General features: G+C 70.7%; 19 protein-coding genes. 17 read left to right on the top strand and 2 right to left on the bottom strand.

Annotated elements, in window-relative coordinates; genetic code table 11:
* The first annotated feature begins 111 nt into the window (after positions 1 to 111).
* The 12 genes from AB0D57_RS43095 to AB0D57_RS43040 all read left to right on the top strand — a co-directional run bounded on the left by AB0D57_RS43095 (position 112) and on the right by AB0D57_RS43040 (position 15,007).
* The gene (locus AB0D57_RS43095) at positions 112 to 1,119 is read left to right on the top strand and encodes a methionine synthase (RefSeq protein WP_362087130.1); all 1,008 of its coding nucleotides are present in this window, start codon (positions 112 to 114) and stop codon (positions 1,117 to 1,119) included.
* A 15-nt stretch (positions 1,120 to 1,134) separates the two neighbouring features.
* Positions 1,135 to 3,330, top strand: coding sequence for an NAD-dependent DNA ligase LigA (gene ligA, locus AB0D57_RS43090; RefSeq protein ID WP_362087127.1), 2,196 nt, complete (start codon positions 1,135 to 1,137; stop codon positions 3,328 to 3,330).
* Between the two features lie 260 nt (positions 3,331 to 3,590).
* Positions 3,591 to 5,828: a bifunctional diguanylate cyclase/phosphodiesterase gene (locus tag AB0D57_RS43085; protein ID WP_362087124.1), complete on the top strand. Its 2,238-nt coding sequence runs from the start codon at positions 3,591 to 3,593 to the stop codon at positions 5,826 to 5,828.
* Positions 5,829 to 6,273: 445 nt separating this feature from the next.
* Positions 6,274 to 6,570, top strand: a complete 297-nt coding sequence (gatC, locus tag AB0D57_RS43080) for an Asp-tRNA(Asn)/Glu-tRNA(Gln) amidotransferase subunit GatC (protein WP_010984178.1) — start codon at positions 6,274 to 6,276, stop codon at positions 6,568 to 6,570.
* Between the two features lie 5 nt (positions 6,571 to 6,575).
* On the top strand, positions 6,576 to 8,081 hold the full coding sequence (gene gatA / locus AB0D57_RS43075) for an Asp-tRNA(Asn)/Glu-tRNA(Gln) amidotransferase subunit GatA (protein WP_362087121.1): 1,506 nt from the start codon (positions 6,576 to 6,578) through the stop codon (positions 8,079 to 8,081).
* Positions 8,078 to 8,317: a hypothetical protein gene (locus AB0D57_RS43070; RefSeq protein ID WP_362087118.1), complete on the top strand. Its 240-nt coding sequence runs from the start codon at positions 8,078 to 8,080 to the stop codon at positions 8,315 to 8,317. The genes gatA and AB0D57_RS43070 overlap by 4 nt, the downstream gene beginning before the upstream one ends.
* Before the next feature lie 16 nt (positions 8,318 to 8,333).
* Entirely contained in the window at positions 8,334 to 9,851 is a 1,518-nt protein-coding gene (gene gatB, locus AB0D57_RS43065; protein WP_362087115.1) for an Asp-tRNA(Asn)/Glu-tRNA(Gln) amidotransferase subunit GatB, read from the top strand.
* Between the two features lie 97 nt (positions 9,852 to 9,948).
* Positions 9,949 to 10,524 (top strand): GNAT family protein, encoded by a 576-nt coding sequence (locus tag AB0D57_RS43060; protein ID WP_362087113.1) that lies wholly within the window; start codon positions 9,949 to 9,951, stop codon positions 10,522 to 10,524.
* 35 nt (positions 10,525 to 10,559) lie between these two features.
* Positions 10,560 to 11,156 carry a hypothetical protein gene (locus tag AB0D57_RS43055; protein WP_362087110.1) on the top strand — a complete coding sequence of 199 codons (597 nt, stop codon included), beginning with the start codon at positions 10,560 to 10,562 and terminating at the stop codon, positions 11,154 to 11,156.
* A gap of 175 nt (positions 11,157 to 11,331) precedes the next feature.
* Complete coding sequence (locus tag AB0D57_RS43050; RefSeq protein ID WP_362087107.1) at positions 11,332 to 11,529, top strand: hypothetical protein; 198 nt, start codon at positions 11,332 to 11,334, stop codon at positions 11,527 to 11,529.
* A 155-nt stretch (positions 11,530 to 11,684) separates the two neighbouring features.
* The gene (locus AB0D57_RS43045) at positions 11,685 to 14,738 is read left to right on the top strand and encodes an AAA family ATPase (protein WP_362087136.1); all 3,054 of its coding nucleotides are present in this window, start codon (positions 11,685 to 11,687) and stop codon (positions 14,736 to 14,738) included.
* A 38-nt stretch (positions 14,739 to 14,776) separates the two neighbouring features.
* Positions 14,777 to 15,007 (top strand): DUF6191 domain-containing protein, encoded by a 231-nt coding sequence (locus tag AB0D57_RS43040; protein WP_362087104.1) that lies wholly within the window; start codon positions 14,777 to 14,779, stop codon positions 15,005 to 15,007.
* Positions 15,008 to 15,015: 8 nt separating this feature from the next.
* Here AB0D57_RS43040 and AB0D57_RS43035 read toward each other — a convergent pair whose 3' ends face one another.
* Positions 15,016 to 16,185, bottom strand: a complete 1,170-nt coding sequence (locus AB0D57_RS43035; RefSeq protein ID WP_362087101.1) for a PQQ-dependent sugar dehydrogenase — start codon at positions 16,183 to 16,185, stop codon at positions 15,016 to 15,018.
* A gap of 107 nt (positions 16,186 to 16,292) precedes the next feature.
* The gene (locus tag AB0D57_RS43030; RefSeq protein ID WP_362087098.1) at positions 16,293 to 17,309 is read right to left on the bottom strand and encodes an aldo/keto reductase; all 1,017 of its coding nucleotides are present in this window, start codon (positions 17,307 to 17,309) and stop codon (positions 16,293 to 16,295) included.
* A 76-nt stretch (positions 17,310 to 17,385) separates the two neighbouring features.
* Between AB0D57_RS43030 and AB0D57_RS43025 the strand changes: the two genes are divergently transcribed.
* The 5 genes from AB0D57_RS43025 to AB0D57_RS43005 form a co-directional block, all read left to right on the top strand.
* Positions 17,386 to 18,327, top strand: coding sequence for a 2-hydroxyacid dehydrogenase (locus AB0D57_RS43025; RefSeq protein WP_362087095.1), 942 nt, complete (start codon positions 17,386 to 17,388; stop codon positions 18,325 to 18,327).
* Positions 18,328 to 18,767: 440 nt separating this feature from the next.
* Complete coding sequence (locus AB0D57_RS43020) at positions 18,768 to 21,659, top strand: EAL domain-containing protein (protein ID WP_362087133.1); 2,892 nt, start codon at positions 18,768 to 18,770, stop codon at positions 21,657 to 21,659.
* A 232-nt stretch (positions 21,660 to 21,891) separates the two neighbouring features.
* Complete coding sequence (locus AB0D57_RS43015) at positions 21,892 to 23,742, top strand: acetolactate synthase large subunit (protein ID WP_362087093.1); 1,851 nt, start codon at positions 21,892 to 21,894, stop codon at positions 23,740 to 23,742.
* A gap of 20 nt (positions 23,743 to 23,762) precedes the next feature.
* Positions 23,763 to 24,293: an acetolactate synthase small subunit gene (ilvN, locus tag AB0D57_RS43010; RefSeq protein ID WP_362087090.1), complete on the top strand. Its 531-nt coding sequence runs from the start codon at positions 23,763 to 23,765 to the stop codon at positions 24,291 to 24,293.
* A 170-nt stretch (positions 24,294 to 24,463) separates the two neighbouring features.
* On the top strand, positions 24,464 to 24,771 hold a 308-nt coding region (locus tag AB0D57_RS43005), incomplete at its 3' end, for an NAD(P)-binding domain-containing protein (RefSeq protein WP_362087086.1).

Below are 24,771 nucleotides of genomic sequence, written 5' to 3'. Positions count from 1 at the left end.
CACCCGGGGTCGAGTACGCCGGGGACCAGCTCGCCCAAGACCGTTCGGGGCGCGCGGCTGAACGGACTCACTCCCGCTCAGTCCACAGGAACGGTTACGTAGGCTTCCCGGGTGAGCGAAAACAGCGAGTTCAGGTTCGGTCCCGCGACCGGGGTCGGGTCCATGCCGGGCGGGGACGCCAGGGAGGCCGCGAAGACGGTCACCGGGTCCTTCGACGACTTCCCGTATCTGCCGGAATTGCCCGCGCGCGGCCCCGGCGCCGACATGATCGGGCGGACCGCCGGGATGCTCGTCGAGCTGTTCGCGCGCGTGGAGCCCAGCGGGTGGCGGATCGGGGACCGGCCGGGGCGGGACACCAGGCGGGCCAGGTCGTGGCTGGGCGAAGACCTCGACGCCCTGGAGGAGTTCACGCAGGGGTACGAGGGGCCGCTGAAGGTGCAGGCCGTGGGGCCCTGGACGCTGGCCGCCGCGCTGGAACTGAGGAACGGCGAGGTGGCGCTCTCCGACCCCGGCGCCTGCCGGGACCTCGCCGGTTCGCTCGCCGAGGGGCTGCGCACGCATCTCGAGGAGGTACGGCGCCGGGTGCCGGGTGCCCAGGTGGTGCTGCAACTCGACGAGCCGTCGCTCATCGCGGTCCTGCGCGGACAGGTCAAGTCCGCCAGCGGATACCGGACCCATCGGGCTGTCGACCGGCAACTGGTGGAGTCGACGCTGCGGGACGTCACGGGGGTGCACGCCGACGGCCCGGTCGTGGTGCACTCGTGCGCGCCCGACGTCCCGTTCGCGCTGCTGCGTCGGGCGGGCGCCGCCGCGATCTCGTTCGACTTCTCGCTGCTCACCGAACGTGACGACGAGGCGATCGGCGAGGCGGTGGAGGGCGGCACCCACCTCTTCGCCGGTGTCGTGCCGGGCACGGACGGACCATTGTCAGACCCTGCCGGTAGCGTCATGGGTGTCAGGACGCTGTGGCGCAGGCTGGGGCTGCATCCGGGACTTCTCGCGGAAGCGGTCACGCTCACTCCGTCGTGCGGACTCGCGGGCGCTTCCCCGGAGTACGCACGCCGGGCGCTCGCCCACTGCGCCCGAGCGGCGAGATCCCTCGCGGACAACCCAGAGTAACGGGAGGACAACACGGTGGCCGGCGACAAGGACGCACAGCCCAATTCCCTGCCCGCCGAGGCACGGGAGCAGCACGCGCAGCTCGCTGAGCAGATCGAGGAGCACCGCTTCCGGTACTACGTGAAGGACCAGCCGGTCATCAGCGACGCGGACTTCGACAAGCTCCTGCGTTCCCTGGAGGCGCTGGAGGAGCAGTACCCCGAGCTGCGCACCCCCGACTCCCCGACCCAGAAGGTGGCGGGCGCGTACGCGACCGAGTTCACCTCCGTCCAGCACCGCTCGCGCATGCTCTCGCTCGACAACGCCTTCTCCGACCTGGAGCTCGCGGCCTGGGCCGAGCGCATCGCCAAGGACGTGGGCACCGCCGACCACCACTTCCTGTGCGAGCTGAAGGTCGACGGCCTCGCGGTCAACCTCACCTACGAGCGCGGCCGCCTCACGCGCGCGGCGACCCGAGGCGACGGCCGCACGGGCGAGGACATCACTCCCAACGTCCGTACGATCGGGGAGATCCCCGACCGCCTCAAGGGCGACCGCGTCCCGGACCTCGTGGAGATCCGCGGCGAGGTCTACTTCCCGATGGAGAAGTTCGAGGAGCTCAACGCCCGTCTGGTGGAGGCCGGCGACAAGCCCTTCGCCAACCCGCGCAACGCGGCGGCGGGTTCGCTGCGCCAGAAGGACCCGCGCGTGACCGCGACCCGTCCGCTGCACATGGTCGTCCATGGCATCGGCACCCTGGAGGGCTTCGACGGCCTCGCCCGCCTCTCCCAGGCGTACGAGCTGCTGCGCTCCTGGGGCCTGCCGACCACGCGGTACGCCAAGGTGGTCGACGACCTCGACGGCGTAAGGGAGTTCATCGCGTACTACGGCGAGTACCGGCACTCCGTGGAGCACGAGATCGACGGGGTCGTCGTGAAGCTCGACGAGATCCCGCTCCAGGGCCGCCTCGGCTCCACCTCGCGAGCCCCGCGCTGGGCGATCGCCTGGAAGTACGCGCCCGAGGAGGTCAACACCAAGCTCGTCAACATCCGTGTGGGAGTGGGCCGCACAGGCCGCGTCACGCCGTACGCGCAGGTCGAACCGGTCACCGTCGCGGGCTCCGAGGTCGAGTTCGCCACCCTGCACAACCAGGACGTGGTGAAGGCCAAGGGCGTCCTGATCGGCGACACGGTGGTGCTGCGCAAGGCCGGTGACGTCATTCCGGAGATCCTCGGCCCGGTCGTCGACCTGCGGGACGGCACCGAGCGGGAGTTCGTGATGCCGGCCGAGTGCCCCGAGTGCGGGACGCCGCTGCGCCCCATGAAGGAGGGCGACATCGACCTGCGTTGCCCGAACGCGCGCTCGTGCCCGGCCCAGTTGCGCGAGCGGCTCTTCTACCTCGGGGGCCGCAAGGCGCTCGACATCGAGAACTTCGGATACGTGGCGGCGGCGGCCCTCACCAAGCCGCTGGAGCCCGCGGACCCGCCGCTGGCCGACGAGGGCGACCTCTTCGACCTGACCATCGAGCAGTTGCTGCCCATCAAGGCGTACGTCCGCGACCAGGACAGCGGTCTGCCCAAGCGCGACCCGAAGACGGGCGAGGAGAAGATCGCCACGGTCTTCGCCAACCAGCAGGGCGAGCCCAAGAAGAACGCTGTCGCGATGCTGGACAACATCGCCGCGGCCAAGGACCGTCCGCTCGCCCGGATCCTGACCGGTCTGTCGATCCGTCATGTCGGGCCGGTGGCGGCCGAGGCGCTGGCGCGCGAGTTCCGCTCCATCGACCGGATCGACCAGGCCACCGAGAAGGAGCTCGCCACCACCGACGGAGTCGGCCCGATCATCGCCGCCTCGCTCAAGGAGTGGTTCGCCGAGGACTGGCACCGGGAGATCCTGCGCAAGTGGCGGGAGGCCGGAGTCCGTATGGAGGACGAGGGGTCCGGTGAGGACGAGGGCCCGCGTCCGCTCGAAGGGCTCACCGTCGTCGTCACCGGCACCCTCGAACACCACACGCGGGACGGCGCGAAGGAGGCCCTGCAGAGCCGGGGAGCGAAAGTGACCGGTTCTGTTTCGAAGAAGACATCTTTTGTGGTGGTAGGCGACAATCCTGGTTCCAAGTTCGACAAGGCGATGCAGCTGAAGGTTCCGGTGCTGAACGAGGAGGGCTTCGCGGTGCTTCTCGAACAAGGGCCGGAAGCAGCCGCGGAAGTCGCGCTTCCGATCGAGGAGTAGCGGGTGAAGGCCACCCGTTCGGCGCATATCAGATGCATACGGGTGGCCCGGTCGCATTCGGGCAACCGTCCCCGACCGCTGCCCGTAGAAGCCTTCTGCGGCCTACTGTTGAGGTATGCGCCTGCCGTGCCCAACTGCGGTTGGGGCACCCCCTGCTCTTCGAGAGTCCGGGGAAGGGTTTTCAGACGCGGTGCCGTTGGCGATGGTCGTCGGCATCGGGCCGCGTGGCGTGGGCACCGCCGGCTGTGAGAGGGACGGGAATGGAACCGACCGAGAGCGCCGCCCCGGACTCACGGCTGCGCCTGCTCCGGATGACCGGCGCATGGATGGCCGGCCTCCGGACGGGGCGGACTTCGGAGCCTCCCGGTACCGGCGGGCCGGGCTCCACACCACTCACAGCCCCCGCTTCGGGCGTCGGCCGACACACCGCGGAGCGCGGCCCCGGGCTGCCGGGCCACGATCCCGAACGGCGCACCTCCTGGCCCGCGCTGCCCGTGGCGGTCGTCGCGGTGGCCGCACTCGTCCTCGGCACCGGTTTCTACCGGGCGTTCAGCGGCGACCACGCGCTCTTCCCGTCCGGCGCGGTCGGCTGGTCGCTTGCCCTGCTGACCGGCATCATCGTCGGCCATCTGGTCGCCCTCGGCCACGCCCGCTGGTGGGGCGGCACGGGCTCCGGCGCCGCCCTCACCCTCGCGGTCCTGCTGCTCTACGGCTGGGTGCCCGCCGGCATGGTCAGCCTCACCGTCGTCGTCCTGGTCGGCATCGCGCGCCGCAACCGCTGGCGCCAGGGAGTGGTGCACGGCGCGGTCGACATCATCGGCATCGGCGCCGGAGCGCTGGTCCTGGGCGCGTTCGGGCGGGTGCCGTCCGTCGAGACGCCGTGGAACCCGGAGACCTGGACCTTCTACGCCGCACCCGAGGTGGTGCTGATCGCGGCCGCGTATCTCGCGGTTACCCGCGTTCTGCTCTGGTACCTGCGCGCGCCGGGCGCCGGAGGCCTGCCGACCGTCGCGCGTACGGCACTGGTCAGACAGGGGCTCGTCGCCGTCGCCCTGCTCGGTATCGCGCCGCTGATCTGCGTCGTCGCCATCGCGCAGCCGATGCTGCTGCCGCTGTTCTCGATTCCCCTGATAGCGCTCGACTCCACGCTGTGGATCGCCCGCGTACGGGCCGAGGAGCAGTTGCGCGATCCGCTGACCGGAATGCCCAACCGGCAATGGCTGCTCGAACGGACCTGGACGGCTCTGGACGATGCCGAGCGCATCGGTGCGCGTTCCGCTCTGCTGCTGATCGACATGGACCGTTTTCGTTCTGTCAATGACACGTTGGGGCATCTCGCCGGAGACCGGCTGCTCCTTCAGATAGCCGACCGGCTGCGATTGGCGCTGCCGCGCGGGGCGGAGGCCGCGCGGCTCGGCGGTGACGAGTTCGCCGTGTTACTGCCCGTCGCCGACTCCACGACGTCGGCCACACGGGTCGCCCGCAACCTCGTCGCGGCCCTGGGCTCGCCGCTGGACCTCGACGGGCTCACCCTCGTCCTGGAGGCCAGCGCCGGGCTCGCCGTCTTCCCCGACCACGCGCTCGACGCGGAGGGGCTGTTGCGGCGCGCGGACGTCGCGATGTACCAGGCGAAGCGGGACCGTACGGGGGTGGAGGTGTACGAGTCCAAGCGGGACTCGAACACGCCGGACCGGCTCGGTCTGCTGGGCGATCTGCGCCGTGCCCTCGACGCGCACGAGGTGCAGCTGCACTACCAGCCGAAGGTCCGCTTCGACGGACAGGTGGCGGGGCTCGAGGCACTGGTCCGCTGGGTGCATCCCGAGCGGGGGAAGGTGCCGCCGGACGAGTTCATCGCGATCGCCGAGTCGTCCGGGCTGATGCCGCACCTCACCGAGTATGTGCTGGAGACGGCGCTCGGGCAGGTGGCGCGGTGGCGGGCGCAGGGGCTGCATGTGCCGGTCGCGGTGAACGTGTCCCCGCGTGATGTGCACACCCCCGGTTTCGCGGGAGCGGTCGCCGCGCGGCTCGCCCGGCACGGGGTCCCTGCGGGGTCGCTTCAGCTGGAGATAACGGAACACGTGCTGCTGGAGGATCCGCAGCGGGCCGCGGACACGCTGGCCGGGCTGACCGGACATGGCGTGAAGATGTCCCTCGACGACTTCGGCACGGGGTACTCGTCGCTCGTCCATCTGCGCCGGCTGCCGGTGAGTGAGCTGAAGATCGACCGGTCCTTCGTGGCGCGGCTCGCGGTGGACAACGAGGACGCGGAGATCGTGCGCTGCACGGTCGATCTGGCGCACTCCCTGGGGTTGCTGGTCGTGGCCGAGGGGGTCGAGGACGACGAGACGTGGGAGCGGTTGCGGGATCTGGGCTGCGACGCGGTCCAGGGGTGGCTGGTCGCCGCCGCGATGCCGCCCGAGGAGACCACGGCGTGGCTGCGGGCGCGGGGGTCACGGGGCTGGCAGCGGCCGCGTGCCGCGTTGCCGGCCGCGGAGTAGCCCGGCGGTTCGTCTGTCGGGTGCGGCTGCGTGGGGGGGGCCTCTTTGTCTCCCACCCGCGCACCACCCATGACGGTCACCCGACAAGCGGAACTCTCCCGCGGTGCTTCCCGCCGCGGGCGTCCGCCCGTCCGCGGTTCGATGCCCAGGAGCGGACGGGGTCGGCAGCGCCCCGCCCGGGGCGCGGGGAACTACGCGCTCAGCCACCGACGGCCCGCCGCCACCCGATCGCCCGCCTCAGGGGCGCGGGGGACTGCACGAGCACATGTCCACGGTCCGCGGTCGCTCGGCTGTCGGAATGCCCACGAGCGACCCGCACCTGGTCGGCGAACTGTCACGGCTGGTGCGGCTGGGAAAGGACCCCGGAGTAAACCCGGGCGCAGGCACCGCCCCCGGCCCCATAGGATTGGGCCAAACCACACACACTCACCCAGAGGATCGCTGCATGCCTGGCATCACGCGCGAGGAGGTCGCCCACCTCGCACGGCTGGCGCGTCTGGAGCTGAAGGCCGAAGAGCTCGACCACTTCGCCGGCCAGCTCGACGACATCATCGGCGCGGTCGCCCGCGTCAGCGAGGTCGCCGACCAAGACGTACCGCCGACCTCTCATCCGCTGCCGCTGACGAACGTCATGCGCGCGGACGAGGTCCGTCCGTCGCTCACCCCCGAGCAGGCGCTCTCCGGCGCCCCGGCCCAGGAGCAGCAGCGTTTCAAGGTGCCGCAGATCCTGGGGGAGGACTAATCACCATGACGGACACCAACGTCAACATCATCAAGCTCACCGCCGCGGAGATCGCGCAGAAGATCGCGGCGGGCGAGCTCACGGCCGTGCAGGTCACCGAGGCCCACCTCGCCCGTGTCGAGGCCGTCGACGAGAAGGTGCACGCCTTCCTGCACGTCGACCGCGAAGGTGCTCTCGCGCAGGCCCGAGCCGTCGACGCGAAGCGGGAGCGCGGCGAGAAGCTCGGCCCGCTGGCCGGCGTACCGCTCGCGCTCAAGGACATCTTCACCACCGAGGGCATCCCGACCACTGTCGGCTCGAAGATCCTCGAGGGCTGGATCCCGCCGTACGACGCGACCCTCACCAAGAGGCTGAAGGCCGCCGACGTCGTCATCCTCGGCAAGACCAACATGGACGAGTTCGCCATGGGGTCCTCCACCGAGAACAGCGCGTACGGGCCCACCGGCAACCCCTGGGACCTCACCCGTATCCCCGGCGGTTCCGGTGGTGGCTCCAGCGCAGCCCTCGCCTCCTTCCAGTCGCCCCTCGCGATCGGTACGGACACCGGCGGTTCCATCCGCCAGCCGGCCGCCGTCACCGGCACGGTCGGCGTCAAGCCGACCTACGGCGCGGTCTCCCGCTACGGCATGGTGGCGTTCTCGTCCTCCCTCGACCAGGGCGGCCCCTGCGCCCGTACGGTCCTGGACGCGGCCCTCCTGCACGAGGTCATCGCCGGGCACGACCCGCTCGACTCGACCTCCATCGACGCCCCGGTCCCGCCGGTCGTCGAGGCCGCCCGCAACGGCAGCGTGGCGGGCATGCGCGTCGGCGTCGTCAAGCAGTTCCGCGGCGAGGGCTACCAGGCCGGTGTCGTGCAGCGCTTCGACGAGGCCGTCACCGTCCTCAAGGAGCTGGGCGCCGAGATCATCGAGCTGGACTGCCCGTCCTTCGACCTGGCGCTGGCCGCGTACTACCTGATCGCGCCGTCCGAGTGTTCGTCGAACCTCGCCCGCTTCGACGCCATGCGCTACGGCCTGCGCGTCGGCGACGACGGCACGAAGTCCGCCGAGGAGGTCACCTCCCTCACCCGTGAGGCGGGCTTCGGCCCCGAGGTCAAGCGCCGCATCATGCTCGGCACGTACGCACTGTCGAGCGGCTACTACGACGCGTACTACGGCAGCGCCCAGAAGGTCCGTACGCTCATCACCCGCGACTTCGAGAAGTCGTTCGAGCAGGTGGATGTGATCGTCTCGCCGACCACGCCCACCACCGCCTTCCCGATCGGCGAGCGCGCCGACGACCCGATGGCGATGTACCTCGCGGACCTGTGCACCATCCCGACCAACCTGGCGGGCAACGCCGCCATGTCGCTGCCCTGCGGTCTCGCCCCGGAGGACAACCTCCCGGTCGGGCTGCAGATCATCGCCCCCGCGATGAAGGACGAGAGGCTTTACAAGGTCGGCGCCGCCGTCGAGGCCGCCTTCGTGGAAAAGTGGGGCCACCCGCTGCTCGAGGAGGCTCCGTCGCTGTGAGCGCACTGACCAAGGCCAAGGGCTTCAAGAAGTCCAAGTCCGGCACGTACCTGTCCATCGCGACCACCGCGTTCGGTGCCGTCGGCGTCGCCAAGCAGGCCAGGAAGGCCCGCTCGGAGCACGACACGCTGCGCCTCATCGACGCGGCCGTGTCCGCCGCCGCCATCGTCACCGGCCTCGCCATCCTCTACCGGGAGCTCAAGCGCCTGGGCGACGACGACGTCCTGCTGGGCTGAGAGGGAAGTTTTCACCGTGACCACCACGACCGACGAGCTGGTGTCGTACGAGGACGCCCTGGCGACGTACGACCCCGTCATGGGCCTCGAAGTCCATGTCGAACTCGGCACCAAGACCAAGATGTTCTGCGGGTGTTCCACCGAGCTGGGCTCCGAGCCCAACGCGCAGACCTGCCCCACCTGCCTCGGCATGCCCGGCTCGCTGCCCGTCGTCAACGCGACCGGCGTCGAGTCCGCCATCAAGATCGGCCTCGCGCTGCACTGCGAGATCGCCGAGTGGTGCCGCTTCGCCCGGAAGAACTACTTCTATCCGGACATGCCGAAGAACTTCCAGACCTCCCAGTACGACGAGCCGATCGCCTTCAACGGCTACCTCGACGTGCAGCTGGAGGACGGCGAGGTCTTCCGCGTGGAGATCGAGCGCGCGCACATGGAGGAGGACACCGGCAAGTCCACCCACGTGGGCGGCGCCACCGGCCGCATCCACGGCGCGACGTACTCCCTCCTGGACTACAACCGCGCGGGTATCCCCCTCATCGAGATCGTCACCAAGCCGATCGAGGGTGCGGGCGAGCGTGCCCCCGAGGTCGCCAAGGCGTACGTCGCCGAGCTGCGCGAGCTCATCAAGGCGCTCGGTGTGTCGGAGGCCCGCATGGAGATGGGCCAGATGCGCTGCGACGTGAACCTGTCGCTGCGTCCGCACGGCCGCGAGAAGTTCGGCACGCGCTCCGAGACGAAGAACGTCAACTCGCTGCGCTCCGTGGAGCGTGCCGCCCGCTTCGAGATCCAGCGGCACGCCGCCGTACTCAACAGCGGCGGCACGATCATCCAGGAGACCCGTCACTTCCACGAGGACACGGGGTCGACGACCTCGGGCCGCGTCAAGGAAGAGGCCGAGGACTACCGGTACTTCCCGGAGCCCGACCTGGTCCCCGTCGCGCCGTCGCGCGAGTGGGTCGAGGAACTGCGCGCGGGCCTGCCGGAGCAGCCGCTGGCCCGCCGTAACCGACTGCGCGAGGAGTGGGGCGTGGGCGCCCACGACATGCAGTCGATCCTGAACGCCGGTGCCATCGATCCGATCGTCGCCACGATCGAGGCCGGTGCCGACGCCGCGTCCGCCCGCAAGTGGTGGATGGGCGAACTGGCCCGCAGCGCCAACGAGTCGGGCAAGGCCCTGGAGGACCTGCCCATCACCCCGGCGCAGGTCGCCCGGGTGGCGCAGCTCGTCGCTGCCGGAGACCTGAACGACAAGCTCGCCCGCCAGGTCATCGAGGGCGTCCTCGCGGGTGAGGGCACCCCCGACGAGGTTGTCGAGAAGCGCGGTCTGAAGGTCGTCTCGGACGAGGGCGCGCTCACCGCGGCCGTCGACGAGGCCATCGCCGGCAACCCGGGCGTCGCGGACAAGATCCGCGGCGGCAAGGTGGCCGCGGTCGGCGCCCTGGTCGGCGCGGTCATGAAGGCCACCCGCGGTCAGGCCGACGCGGCCCGCGTCAAGGAACTGATCCTGGAGAAGCTGGGCGTCAGCGAGGGCTGAGCACCCGTAAGTACCCACCTAGGGGGATGCATCGAAGCCGATGCATCCCCCTAATGGCGCCTGCGGGCGGACGTAGCGGAGAAGGAGCGGCGACGGGATGTACGCGATATCCCTGGGTGACGACGGCGTGGAACTGCGGCCCCTGGAGCCCTGGCATGCCGAGGAGTTCCTGGCGCATCTGGAGCGCGGGCGTGACTTCATCGGTCAGTACATCCCCTTCGGGTCCCAGTCCACGGACGTGCCGTCCGCGCGGGCCCACCTCCAGCGGTACGCCGACATGCGCGCCGCGGACACCGGGTTCCTGCACGGCCTGTGGCTGGACGGGAAGCTCGTGGGCGGGGTGCTCTTCCTGAACTTCGACGCGGAGCAGGGCAACTGCGAGGTCGGGTGCTGGCTGGAACCCGCCGCCGCCGGGCGCGGTCTGGTCACGCGCGCGATGAGGCTGCTCATCGACTGGGCGGTCGAGGAGCGCGGGATCCACCGGGTGGAGTGGGTCGCCGCCGCGGGGAACGTGCCGAGCCTCAACGTGGCCAGGCGGCTCGGGATGAGCCAGGACGGGGTGCTGCGGGAGAAGCGGCCCTACAGGGGCGTACGGCACGACTTGGAGGTATGGTCCGTCCTCGCGCCCGAGTGGCGGGCGGCACGCGCGCGTGACGCTCACAACGATCATTAAGAGACTTCTCAGACTCCGTCCGTACGGTGCGGGGCATGGGAACCAAGACAGTTGACGAAGCCGTGGACGCGAACGGCACCGAGGCGAAGAGCGACAAGGAAACCGTGAACGTCACCAAGACCGAGGAGGCGCCGGCCGCCGAGGTCGTCGACGAGCGGGACGCCATCGAGGACGAGGCCGAGGACCTGGATGCCGAGGACCTCGAGGGCGATGACGTCCCCGAGGCCGAGAAGGACGCCTCCGGCGTCGGCCTGGGCGCGGCAGCCGTCGTCTCCGCCGGACTCGGCATCGTGTCGCTCACCGGCAGCTGGGTCGCCACCGTGGCCGCCGCGCGCGAGACCCTCGTGGGCCAGTTGGGGACCTCGTCGACCGCGAGCGTCGCCACGCAGGTCAAGGAGGTCTACGGCGACGCGTGGGCGACCACCGCGCTCGTCGGCGGCCTCTTCGCGCTGCTCGCGCTGCTCGTCGGCGTCTTCGTCCTGGTCCGGCCCGCCTTCGGAGCCCCCGGCAAGCCGCAGGCCGCGTGGATCAAGTCGGTCGCCTGGGCGGGTGTCTCGCTCGGCGTCATCGGCCTGGTGCTCGCGGTCGCCAAGTACTCCGACATCCTGCTCGGACTGCCGTCCACCAGCTGAATCTCCGTACCTCTGAGGGGCCTTAGACCCGCCGTAAGTCACTTACGGCGGGTCTAAGGCCCTTCGCGTCTGCAAGATGCGGAACTCTCCCGATGTGCCGCACCCCCCCTTGGAGACGAAGGTTGAGGCATCGCAAGAAGCGAGGCCGAAACCGACTCTTCACGAGGGGTACGAGATGTTCGAGTACGAGCTCCAGCAGATCCGGTCCACAGAGCTGATCCGAGAGGCCCAGAACGACCGGCTGGCGCGGGAGGTCCTCCGCGCCCGTCGTGCCGCCCGCCGCGCCGCCGCGCGCGAGTCCGGTCGGAACGACACGGAGGGGCAGGCGGATAGCCGCCGCCCCCGCCGGCACCGCTTCGCCCGCGCGGCGTGAGCGGTGAGGCACGGGCGGACGCTGCGGCACGGGCGGACGGCGTGGCACAGGTGGACGGCGGGACGGTGAAGGGCCGCACGGGGGTCGGCCGTCCACAGCCCGGGGTGCCCGTCGTCCTCCCGATAATCGATGCCGCACTGTCGGACCCCTGTGCGATGCTCGGGCCTGTGGAGACCAGGTCCGTCAGCCCGGTGTTCGTCGGCCGCACCGACGAACTGGGAGTACTGCGCGAAGCGCTCTCCCGCGCCGCCGCGGGAGAGCCACAAGCGCTGCTGCTCGGCGGCGAGGCCGGGGTCGGAAAGACGCGTCTGCTCGAGGAGTTCGCCCTCGCGGTCGACCGCGAGGGCGCCGTCTTCGCCTGTGGCGGCTGCGTCGAGATCGGCGCCGACGGACTGCCCTTCGCCCCCTTCTCCACGGCCCTGCGCGCCCTGCGCCGCAGGCTCCCGGACGAGCTCGCCGCCGCGGCCGCCGGGCAGGAGGAGGAACTGGCCCGGCTGCTGCCCGAGTTGGGCGAGTCCGCCCCGGGCCGGCGATTCGACGAGGAGGGCATGGCCCGGCTCTTCGAGCTCACCGCCCGCCTCCTGGAGCGCGTCGCCGCGGACCGTACGGTCGTCATCGCCCTGGAGGACCTGCACTGGGCCGACGCCTCCACCCGCCACCTGCTCGCCTACCTCTTCCGCACCCTGCGCAGCGGCCGCCTCCTCGTCGTCGCCACCTACCGCGCCGACGACATCCACCGCCGCCACCCGCTGCGCCCCCTGCTCGCCGAACTCGACCGCCTCCGCACGGTCCGCCGCATCGAACTCGCCCGCTTCAACCGCGCCGAGGTCGGCCGCCAGATCGCCGGAATCCTCGCCCACGAACCGGACCCGGCCCAGGTCGACGAGATCTTCGAACGCTCCGACGGCAACGCCTTCTTCGTCGAGGAACTCGCCGTCGCCGCCCACCAGGGCTGCCGTACGGGGCTCACGGACTCCCTCCGCGACCTGCTCCTCGTACGCGTCGAAGGCCTCCCCGAGAGCGCCCAGCGGGTCGCCCGGATCGCCGCCGAGGGCGGCTCGGTCGTCGAGTACCGACTGCTCGCCGCGGTCGCGCGACTGGCCGAGGACGACCTCATCGAGGCGCTGCGCGCCGCCGTCGGCACCAACATCCTGCTCGCCTCGCCCGGCGGCGACGGCTACCGCTTCCGCCACTCCCTGGTCCGCGAGGCCGTCAGCGACGACCTGCTGCCCGGCGAGCGCTCCCGCTTCAACCGCCGCTACGCCGAAGCCCTGGAGGCCGACCCGACGCTCGTACCGGCCGATGAGCGCGCCACCCGGCTGGCCAGCTACTGGTACCACGCGCACGACGCGGCCAAGGCCCTGCCTGCCGTCCTCGACGCCTCCGCGGAGGCCCGCTGCCGGCACGCCCACTCCGAGCAACTGCGGCTCCTGGAGCGGGCCATGGAGCTGTGGGACGTCGCCCCCGACGCCGTACGGGCCGAGCTGCGCCCCGTCGACTACGTGGAGGTGTTCCCTCCTTGTGGATGTGACCCCGGCACCACACCCCTGCGCTACCTCGACCTGATGGCCGAGGCGGCCGTCGCGGGCCGGCTGTGCGGGGAGCGCGAGCGCGCCCTGAAGATCACCAAGCGCGCCCTGCACCTCTTGGAGGACGAGCACGATCCCCTGCGCGCCGCCTGGTTCTGGACCCAGCGCTCCCGTCTGGTCCAGGCGCAGGCCCGCGGCGACGGCTGGAAGGAACTCGCCACCGCCCAGGACCTGGTACGCGGCCTGCCGCCGTCGGAGGTGCACGCCGAGGTGCTGTCGGCGGTCGCCAACTGGTGCATGCTGCACGAACCGGGCCCCGGCGCCCTCTCGGCCGCCGAGCGCGCTGTGGAGTACGCGCGCATGGTCGGCGCCCGGGACATCGAGCTGCACGCCCGGCTCACCCTCGGCGGCCTCATGGTCGACTCGGGTGACGTCGAGGCGGGGCTCGCGGAGATGTACGAGGTGAAGGAGCAGGTGGCCCGGCACGGTGCCTCCCTCGTCGTGGGCCGCGTGCACATCAACCTGCCGTCCAACCTGGAGTCGGTCGGCCGCTCCCGCGAGGCCGTCCCGATCCTGCGGGAAGGCATCGAACTCGCCCGGAGGACCGGTCTGCTGGACACCGAGGCCTGGGTGTGGGGCAATCTCGCGGAGTCGCTCTACGCGCTCGGCCAGTGGGACGAGGCCGTCGAGGCGGCGGGGAGCGCGCTGGGCGTGGGGCTCAGCGGCAAGCCGTCCGGCAGCGGCGCCATGCGTCTGGCGGATCTCGCGCTCGCCCGCGGCGACCTCGCCGAGGCAGGTCGCAGGCTCGCCGCCGCCCGCGACCACTTCGGCACGCACGACCCGATGCCGCAGGATTCGCTGCCGCTGGCGCGCACCATGATGGCCATCGCCGCCCGCGAGGGCCGCCTTCTCGACGCCCGCGCCGCCCTGGAGCAGGCCCTCGACGCGGGCTTCCCGCCCGGCACCCAGCGCTACGCCTGGCCCCTGCTGCTCACCGCCGCCACCACGGAGGCCGACGCCCGCGGACTGCCCCTCGCCGAAGCGGGCTGCGCCGAGACCGTGGAACACATCCGCAAGGCCGCCAAGTCCCTGGCCACAGGAGCGCCCGTCTGGCTCGCCCACGAACAGTGGGTGCGCGCCGAACTCCGGCGGGCCGAGGGCCTGGCCGAACCGCACGAGTGGTCCCAGGCGGTCACCGCCTTCGAAGCGCTGGAGCGCCCCTACGACCTCGCCCGCGTCCGCCTCCGCCTCGCCGAGGCCCTGCTGACCGCCGGCACGGACGAGAACGACCGCGCCCGCGCCACCGAACTTCTGCGGCTGGCCCGAGCGGCGGCCGACCACCTCGGCGCGCGCCCCCTCGCCGACGCCGTCGCGCTGCTCGCCCAGCGCGCCCGGCTCGCCCTGGGCCACGCCCCTGGACCGTCCGCCCTGACCCCTGCCGACCCGGCGGGGGCCCTGGGCCTCACCAGCCGCGAGCGCGACGTCCTGCGCCTCGTCGCCGCAGGCCGCAGCAACCGCCAGATCGCCGAGGAACTGTTCATCTCCCCGAAGACCGCCAGCGTCCACGTGTCGAACATCCTGTCCAAGCTGGACGTCTCGGGCCGGGGCGAGGCGGCGGCGCTTGCCCATCGGCTGCGGCTGTTCCCCCCGGAAACCCCCGTGTCCAGGACGGCGAGCTGAGGCATACGCTGGACCGGACCCGGGCCGAGGGAGGCGCCGTGTTCAACATGTTCGAGGAGCTCTTCGCACCAGGCCGCAAGCACACCAACGACGAACGCAGACGGCTGGAACTGACCCGCGTGGACCTGAACGACGGAGACCCGGGCCGGGGCCCCATAGACCTGTCGTCGGGCAAGGTGGTCGTACGGCTGCCCAAGCAGGACCAGGAGCACGAGCAGGACCTTGACCAGGACCAGGGGGACCCGGCGGAGGAGCCCGACCAGGACTGAGGGCCGATCTACTTCACCTCCAGCTCCAGAATCCTGTCGTCCCCCTCACCGGGGCTGCCGCGGCCGTCCGTCTCGCTCGTGACCAGCCAGAGCTTGTCGCCGCCGGCGGAGACCACGGTGCGCAGACGGCCGTACTCGCCCTCGAGGAAGGACTGCGGGGCGGCGGAAGCCTCGGTGCCCTTCAGGGGGATGCGCCACAGACGCTCGCCCTTGAGGCCCGCCATCCAGATGGAGCCCTCGGCATAGGCGATGCCGCTCGGGGAGGCGTCGTCCGTGCCCCACTGGGCGACCGGGTTCTGGTACTCGGCGTCGTCGCTCTTTCCCTCGACCACCGGCCAGCCGTAATTGCCACCGGGCTTGATCTGATTCAGCTCGTCCCAGGTGTCCTGTCCGAACTCGGCGGCCCACAGACGCTGTTTGTCGTCCCAGGCGAGGCCCTGGACATTGCGATGCCCGTACGAGTAGACCACCGAGTCGTCGAAGGGGTTGCCCGGCGCCGGATCGCCGTCCGGCGTCATCCGAAGGATCTTGCCGCCCAGTGACTTCTTGTCCTGTGCCAGGCCCCGGTCACCCGTTTCACCCGCGCCCGCGTACAGCATCTTGTCCGGGCCGAACGCGATCCGGCCGCCGTTGTGGATCACTCCCTTGGGGATGCCCTTGAAGATCGTGTCCGGCGCGCCGAGCTGCTCGCCGGACGGCTTCTTCTCGTCGTACAGCATGCGGACGATGCGGTTGTCCGACGCCGTCGTGAAGTACGCGTAGATCATGTGGTCCGAGGCGAACGTGGGGGAGAGGGCGATGCCCAGGAGGCCGCCCTCGCCCGCGGGGGCCACCCCCGGCACCTCGCCCAGCTCCGTCTTCTTGCCGGTCTCCTCGTCGACCCGGGTGATCGTCGCCTCGTCGCGGGAGGAGACGAGCAGGTCGCCGTCGGGCAGCGGGGCGAGGCCCCAGGGAGACTCCAGGTCCTCGGTGACCGTCCGTACGACCTTCACCGAGCCCTTGGCCGGCGGGGTCTCCTCGGCGGGCGACTGCGAGGACGACGCCCCCGTACTCGTACTCCCGATGCTCGGGAAGGCGCTCCCGACGTCGGACTCTCCCTCGCCGTCGGAGGAACAGCCGGCCGTCACCAGCAGCGTGGCCGCGGCCAACACCGCTGTTACTACTCGACGTTGCACCATCAGGGTCCCTTCGACGCGGCGGTTCTACTGTTCATACACCGCTCGCGCCCCAGGGGTTCCCGATCAATGAACCTCACATCGGCGAAGCCGGGATCACCGACGCGCTTTCAGTCCCAGGACCCCTGTGCCCGCGGCAACCCCGCCACCTCCGCCAGATCCTCCGCCGTCAGCCGCAGCGCGGCCGCCCCCGCGTTCTGGGTGACCCACCGCTCCCGCTTGGCCCCCGGCACGGGGACCACATGCCGACCCTGGGCCAGCACCCAGGCCAGCGCCACCTGCGCGGGCGTGACCTCGTCCCCGTGGTCCCCGCTGTCCCCGTGCCGCCGGGCGATCCGTCGCAGCCCGGCGACGATGGGCTGGTTCGCGGCCATCATCTCGGCTGTGAAACGGGGGTGGCGGGCGCGTACGTCGTCGGGCTCGAAGCCCTCGCCGGGGGTCAGCGTGCCGGTCAGGAAACCGTTGCCCAGCGGCATCGCCGCCAGAAAACCGATTCCGCGCGCCGCGCACCACGGCAGCAGGGCGGCCAGCGCCTCCGTCGACCACACCGACAGCTCCGCCTGCACGGCACTCACCGGAAAGACCTGCTGCACCCGCTCCAGCTGCCGGATCGTTCCGTCATGCATTCGCGCCCCCGAGCGGCGGGCGGAACGCGCACCCACCGCGCACAACCCGAGCGCTCGCACCTTTCCGGCCGAGACGAGTTCGGCCATCGCGCCCCACGTCTCCTCGACCGGAATCTCAGGGTCCGCGCGGTGCAGCTGGTAGAGGTCGATCACGTCCGTCTGGAGGCGGCGCAGCGAGGCGTCGCACGCGCGTTTCACGTAGCCGGGGCGCCCGTTGGCCACGATGTGCTGCTCGCCCACCAGCAGGCCCACCTTGGTTGACACGAAGGCCTCGGAGCGCCGCTCCTTCAGCGCCCGCCCCACCAGCAGCTCATTGGTGAAGGGGCCGTACATGTCGGCCGTGTCGAGCAGCGTCGAACCCCGGTCGAGCGCCGCGTGCACCGCCCGCAGCGACTCCTCGCCCCGCTGCCGCGAACCGGTGTACGCCCAGCTCATCGGCATGCACCCGAGCCCGACCGCCCCCACCTCGAGCGCCGCCGCGCCGATCGTCCTGCGCTCCACCTGGCCGTAACCCTCCCTCTCCTGGCACCCCAACCTAACCTCTGCGCGTCCCGGCGCCTGGCATAGCCTCCTGACCATGACTTCCGATGTGTGGCTCCCGATTCACGCCGACGAGATCGAGGGCCTGCCCGAAGGCCTCAACTACCGTTTCTGGGACGGCGACCAGGAGTTTCCCGCGGATCCCGCCGACTGCGAGTTCTATGTCGTGCCCTATATGAAGCCGCCCGCCGTCTCGCAGCGGCCGATGGCCGACATGACATCGCTGCGCGTCGTGCAGACGCTCTCCGCCGGGGTCGACCACGTCCAGCCGAGCCTGCGGTCCCTGCGCCCGGGCGTGCAGCTGTGCAACGCCCGCGGCGTGCACGAGGCGAGCACCGGCGAGCTCGCCCTCGCCCTGATCCTCGCCTCACTGCGGGGCATCCCCGACTTCGTACGGGCGCAGGACAAGGGGGAGTGGCGGTCCGGGTTCCATCAGGCGCTGGCCGACAAATCCGTACTGATCGTGGGATACGGGTCGATCGGGTCCGCGATCGAAGACCGGCTCGCGCCTTTTGAGCTCGCGCGGGTGGCGCGCGTCGCGCGCTCTGAGCGCACCACGGCGCGCGGTCCGGTGCATCCGCTCACGGAACTGCCCGCCCTGCTCCCCGAGGCCGACATCGTGGTGCTGTCCACGCCCCTCACCGACAGCACGCGTGGCCTGGTGAACGCCGACTTCCTGTCCCGGATGAAGGACGGCGCGCTCCTCGTGAACGTCGCGCGCGGGCAGGTCGTCGACACCTTGGCACTCCTCGCCGAGCTGGAGCGTGGGCGGATCACCGCGGCCCTCGACGTCACCGATCCCGAACCGCTGCCCCAGGGACACCCCTTGTGGCAGGCGCCCGGCGTGCTCATCAGCCCTCACGTAGGCGGTCCCACCTCCGCGTTCCTGCCGCGCGCCAAGCGGCTTCTGGTCACTCAGTTGAATCGTTTCGTGAACCGGGAGCCACTGGGCAACGTGGTCCTTACGACGGGCGCGTAACCGGATCCGGGCACCCTCCGCAGTCCGCCGAATGCGGGCGGTGTCCGCATCTCCGCTGGTCGTCACGGAGCGTAGAGAGGCTATGTCCCTGAGTGACGAGACTGGTGTATCGTCCCGACAGGGGCTGCGCCGCGCACCGTTCGGCGCCGGGGATGGACATTCGGACTGCGAGGGGGGCGACGGGCGATGCACGGCCTATGGACCAACGATCCGACGCGGCAGGGCCGCCGACGACCCTGGCGCGCGGCCACACGCAGATGCGGCCCGAGCGGTCATGGTGGTCATGTTGGTCACCATCACCGCAGGCCAAGCGGCCGCAGGACGCGTGTGCACCCAGCGCACGCGGACCAGCGGGACCCCGCGGCGCGGACCGGGTGGGCCCGGTGAGCTCGCCCCGGGCGCTGCTGACCCGTCGGCCGGTGCCCGGAGGCGGGACGGGAATGGTCTCGCAACTCGTGCTGGCTCTGGTGTGCGCGGCATACGCCGTCGGTTCCGCGCTCGGCTGGGGCTCCGCGACCCTCGCACTGATCATGGGCGACTTCGGGCTGAGCGCCGCTGCGGCCACCGCCGCGGTCTCCTGCTTCGTCTGTGCCCACAGCCGCCGCAGTCGCTTTCGGCCCGCATGGCTGCTGTTCGGGCTCTCCTCCGCCATGGCCTCACTGGGCAATCTGGTCTGGGGGTGGTACGAGGTCGTGCTCCACCGCGAGGTCCCGAGCCCCAGTTACGCCGATCTCTTCTTCCTCTGTTTCGCTCCGCCCGCCATCGTAGGACTACTCGTGCTCGCCAAGAGGCCCGTGACCAAGGCCGGTTGGGTCTGTCTGGCGCTCGACGCCTGGCTGATCGGCGGTTCGTTGCTCACGCTGTCCTGGAGCCTGGCGCTCGCGCAGGCGGCGCAGTTCGGCGGGCCGAGCGTCGCGCACACCGCGCTCTCCCTGGCGTACCCCCTGCTGGACATCGCTCTGGTCAGCATGGTGCTGGCGCTGCACTTCCGGCGCTCGTCGCTGAACCGCTCCGCGGTGAACACCGCCATCGGCGCACTCGCCCTGACCGTGATGTGCGACGCCCTGTTCACCTCGCCGCTCATGCACAACAACTACCGCTCGGGGCAGCTCCTCGACGCGGGCTGGTTCGCCGGTTCGCTGCTCCTCGCGTACGCCCCCTGGGTCGGGCCCCGGATCGGACAGCCGGACGACGACGGGCACGCGCGCGTGGTGCACGAGCACATCCCGGGACAGCGGCACAGGGGCCGACCGGACGGGCATGTGCTCCCGCAGCCAGGTGGCCAGCACCGATATCCGGCCACCCGCCCGATCGCCGGATCGCTGGCCGCGCTCACGCCCTATCTGGCCGCGGCCGTCTGCACGCTGGGGATTCTCTACAACGTCCTCAACGGCCACCGTGTCGACCGCGTGGTGCTCATCACCGCGGGCCTGGTCGTGCTCGCCCTCGTCGTGCGACAGGGCATCATGCTGCTCGACAACATCACCCTCACCCAGGAGCTGGCCCAGAAGGAGAACCACTTCCGCTCCCTGGTGCAGGGTTCCAGCGACGTCATCATGATCGCCGCGCCCAACGGCATCCTGAGGTACGTCAGCCCGGCCGCCGCCGGAGTCTACGGCCGCAACGCCGAAGAACTCGTCGGCTCCGAGCTCGCCTCACTCATCCACCCCGAGGACCTCGGCTGCGTGGTGCACGAAGTGCGACGTTTCCTGGCCGCCAGCAACACCGAGGAGCCCACCACCCGCATCGAGTGCCGCTTCAAGTCCGGCGACGGCGGCTGGCTCAATGTGGAGTCCACCGTCAACCGGCACCACGGCGGCCTCATCTTCAACAGCCGTGACGTCACCGAGCGGGTGCGTCTGCAGGCGCAATTGCAGCACAACGCCGAGCACGATCCGCTCACCGACCTGCCCAACCGCGCGCTGTTCACCCAGCGGGTCCAGCAGGCGCTCTCCGGCCGCCGCTCCTCCGACCGGGGCGCTGCCCTCCGTGGCACGGCCGTTCTCTTCATCGACCTGGACGGCTTCAAGGCCGTCAACGACACGATCGGGCACCAGGCCGGCGACGAGCTCCTCGTCCAGGCCGCCCGCAGACTCCAGGACTCGGTGCGTCAGGGCGACACCGCCGCCCGCCTGGGCGGCGACGAGTTCGCGGCGCTCATCGTCGGTGACGGCAGCCGCGACCGCACCGCGCGTGAGCAGCAGATCCTGGAGCTCGCCGACCGCCTGCGGATCAGGCTCTCGCAGCCGTACGCCATCGACGGCAATGACGTCCGGGTCGCCGCGTCCATCGGCGTCGGCTTCGCCGAGCCGGGCCTGGGCGCGGGAGAGCTGCTGCGCAACGCCGACCTCGCCATGTACCGCGCCAAGGCGGCCGGCAAGGGCCGCGTCGAGCTGTACGCGCCCCAGATGCAGCAGGACGTCGTACGCAAGGCGGAGCTGGCGACGAGGCTGCGCTCCGCCCTCCAGGACGGCGAGTTCGCGCTGCTGCACCAGCCCGTGGTCTGCCTCGAGAATGGCCGGATCACGACGGTCACCGCGCAGGCGCGCTGGCGCTCCTCCCAGGGCGTGCTCTTCACGCCCGCCGAGTTCCTGCGCGTCGCCGAGGACAGCGACAAGACCGCCGAGCTGAGCCGCTGGATGCTGGAGGAGGCCGTCGAGCAGGCCGCCGAGCGCGCCGCCGCGGGCGTCGCGGTGCCCGTCGCCGTCCGCCTGAGCGCCCGGCGCCTGCTGGACCGCTCGATGCCCCTCGGCTCCGTGGAGGCCCTGCTGACCCGCTACGGGCTGCCCTCCGGTGCCCTGATCGTCGAGCTGTCCGACACCGATCCCCGGGTCTCCCCGGACGAGCTGGAGCGTCGGCTGAACGCCCTCAGGCGCCTCGGTGTCCGTATCGCCCTGGAGGGCTTCGGTAGCGGCTGTGCGGCCATCACGGCACTCAGAAGGCTCCCCATCGACGTGCTGAAACTCGACCGAAGTCTCGTCGAGGGTGTTGTCGAGTCCGCCCGGCTGCACAAGATCACCAGCGGGCTGCTGCGCATCGCCACCGACCTGGGGCTCCAATCCGTGGCCGAGGGCGTGGACCTGCCGGAGCAGGTCGTCGCGCTGCGCGCGATGGGCTGCACGCATGGGCAGGGCATGGCGTTCTCCGGGCCGCTCGACGAGTACCGGCTGCGCAGAGCACTGTCTTCCGGCCACTATCCGGTGCCGCACGGGCCGGTCGAGCCCGCGTTCGCGGGCGGTGGCGCAGGGGTGTATACGAGTGGTGTGCCCGCTGCTTACGGGAGCGGAACCGCCCTCCGCTCACATAATGAGACGCCTGTCCCACCCACTTGACAGTCGGTGCGTGCCGGAGGGAGGGTCAATGCCATGCGCACCCGAATTCTCGTACTTGGAAAGCGCGTCGGCTGAAGCTGGTGGCCACCGGACGGACCCGGAACCCCCAGCGACCGCACCCGGCGCGCTCCCCTCGCTTGCCTCACGGCACGAGGGGTTTTTTGTTGCACAGGCACCAGTCGAACACCGTACAAACCTCGCAAAAACCCTCAGCATCGAGAAGAGAATGCCGATGACCGAGCAGGCCACCGGGGCCCACCATCCGCAGCCGCGGCCCCGTTCCGGAGGACAGCAGTCCGCCCCCGAGTACGTCACGGGAGCGAAGTCCCTCATCCGCTCGCTTGAGGAGGTCGGGGCCGAGACGGTATTCGGTATTCCCGGGGGCACCATCCTGCCGGCGTACGACCCGATGATGGACTCCACGCGGGTGCGCCACGTGCTGGTCCGCCACGAGCAGGGCGCCGGCCACGCGGCCACCGGTTACGCGCAGGCCACCGGCAAGGTCGGCGTCTGCATGGCGACCAGCGGTCCCGGTGCCACCAACCTGGTGACCCCGATCGCCGACGCGCACATGGACTCGGTGCCGCTCGTGGCGATCACCGGGCAGGTCGTGTCCAAGGCGATCGGTACGGACGCCTTCCAGGAGGCGGACATCGTCGGCATCACCATGCCGATCACCAAGCACAGCTTCCTGGTCACCAAGGCGGAGGACATCCCCAGGGCGATCGCGGAGGCGTTCCACATCGCCTCCACCGGCCGCCCGGGCCCGGTCCTGGTCGACATCCCCAAGGACATCCTCCAGGCGCAGACCGTCTTCCAGTGGCCGCCCACCCAGGACCTGCCCGGCTACCGCCCGGTGACCAAGCCCCACGCCAAGCAGATCCGCGAGGCCGCCAAGCTGATCACCGCCGCCAAGCGGCCCGTCCTGTATGTCGGTGGCGGCGTCCTCAAGGCGCAGGCCACCGCCGAGCTGAAGGTCCTCGCAGAACTCACCGGAGCGCCCGTCACCACCACACTGATGGCGCTCGGCGCATTCCCCGACAGCCACCAGCTGCACGTGGGAATGCCGGGCATGCACGGTGCGGTCACCGCCGTCACCGCGCTGCAGAAGGCCGACCTGATCGTCGCCCTCGGAGCCCGCTTCGACGACCGCGTCACCGGCAAGCTGGACAGCTTCGCCCCGTACGCCAAGATCGTCCACGCCGACATCGACCCGGCCGAGATCGGCAAGAACCGCGCCGCGGACGTGCCGATCGTCGGGGACGCCCGCGAGGTCATCGCCGACCTGGTCCAGGCCGTGCAGAAGGAGCACAGCGAGGGTCACGTCGGCGACTACACCGCCTGGTGGAACGACCTGAACCGCTGGCGCGACGGCTACCCGCTGGGCTACGACCAGCCGGCCGACGGCTCGCTCTCGCCGCAGCAGGTCATCGAGCGCATCGGGCAGCTCGCGCCGGAGGGCACGATCTTCGCCGCGGGCGTCGGCCAGCACCAGATGTGGGCCGCGCACTTCATCCAGTACGAGAAGCCCTCGACCTGGCTGAACTCCGGCGGCGCCGGAACGATGGGCTACGCGGTCCCGGCCGCGATGGGCGCCAAGGCGGGACAGCCGGACCGCACCGTCTGGGCGGTCGACGGCGACGGCTGCTTCCAGATGACCAACCAGGAGCTCACCACCTGCGCCCTGAACAACATCCCGATCAAGGTCGCCATCATCAACAACGGTGCCCTCGGGATGGTCCGCCAGTGGCAGACCCTCTTCTACAACCAGCGCTACTCCAACACCGTGCTGCACAGCGGCCCGGACTCCGACGGCAAGCAGCCGAGCGCGGGCACCCGCGTCCCGGACTTCGTGAAGCTGTCGGAGGCCATGGGCTGCTACGCGATCCGCTGCGAGTCCCCGGACCAGCTGGACAAGGTCATCGAAGAGGCGAACTCCATCAACGACCGCCCCGTCGTGGTCGACTTCATCGTCCACGAGGACGCGATGGTGTGGCCGATGGTCGCCGCCGGCACCTCGAACGACGAGATCATGGCCGCCCGGGACGTCCGCCCCGACTTCGGCGACAACGAAGACGACTGAGAGAGAGCCGAGTCAGAACCATGAGCAGCAAGCACACCCTCTCCGTCCTCGTCGAGAACAAGCCCGGTGTTCTCGCCCGGATCACCGCCCTGTTCTCCCGGCGCGGCTTCAACATCGACTCCCTTGCCGTGGGTGTCACCGAGCACCCCGAGATCTCGCGCATCACCATCGTGGTGAACGTGATCGAGGCTCTGCCGCTCGAACAGGTCACCAAGCAGCTCAACAAGCTCGTCAACGTCCTGAAGATCGTCGAGCTGGAACCCGGCTCGGCCGTTCAGCGGGAACTCGTTCTGGTGAAGGTCCGCGCCGACAACGAGACGCGCTCCCAGATCGTCGAGATCGTCCAGCTGTTCCGCGCCAAGACCGTGGACGTCTCCCCGGAGGCCGTCACCATCGAGGCCACCGGCGGCGCCGACAAGCTCGAGGCCATGCTCAAGATGCTGGAGCCGTTCGGCATCAAGGAGCTCGTCCAGTCCGGCACGATCGCGATCGGACGCGGGGCGCGTTCGATCACGGACCGGTCGCTGCGCGCGCTGGACCGATCCGCGTAAGGCTGTAAACGGTCGTACCCGAGTCCGTAAACGGTCTTCCTGAGTCCGTGAACGGCATTGAGTATGGGCGGTCGGTGATCGTCGGCCGCCCGTATGCCGAGACCCGAAAACTTCCCTCCCCCAGCCCGCCGTACGGTGGGACGCAACACCGCACACCAAGGAGAACCCCAGTGGCCGAGCTGTTCTACGACGACGACGCCGACCTGTCCATCATCCAGGGCCGCAAGGTCGCGGTCATCGGTTACGGCAGCCAGGGCCACGCCCACGCGCTGTCGCTCCGTGACTCGGGTGTCGACGTCCGGGTCGGTCTGCACGAGGGCTCCAAGTCCAAGGCGAAGGCCGAGGAGCAGGGGCTGCGCGTGGTGAGCCCGTCGGAGGCCGCCGCCGAGGCCGACGTCATCATGATCCTGGTTCCGGACCCGATCCAGGCCCAGGTCTACGAGGAGTCCATCAAGGACAACCTGAAGGACGGCGACGC

The sequence above is a fragment of the Streptomyces sp. NPDC048275 genome (assembly GCF_040652275.1).
GTDB lineage: Bacteria > Actinomycetota > Actinomycetes > Streptomycetales > Streptomycetaceae > Streptomyces.
This window is presented reverse-complemented; position numbering and strand designations above follow the sequence as displayed.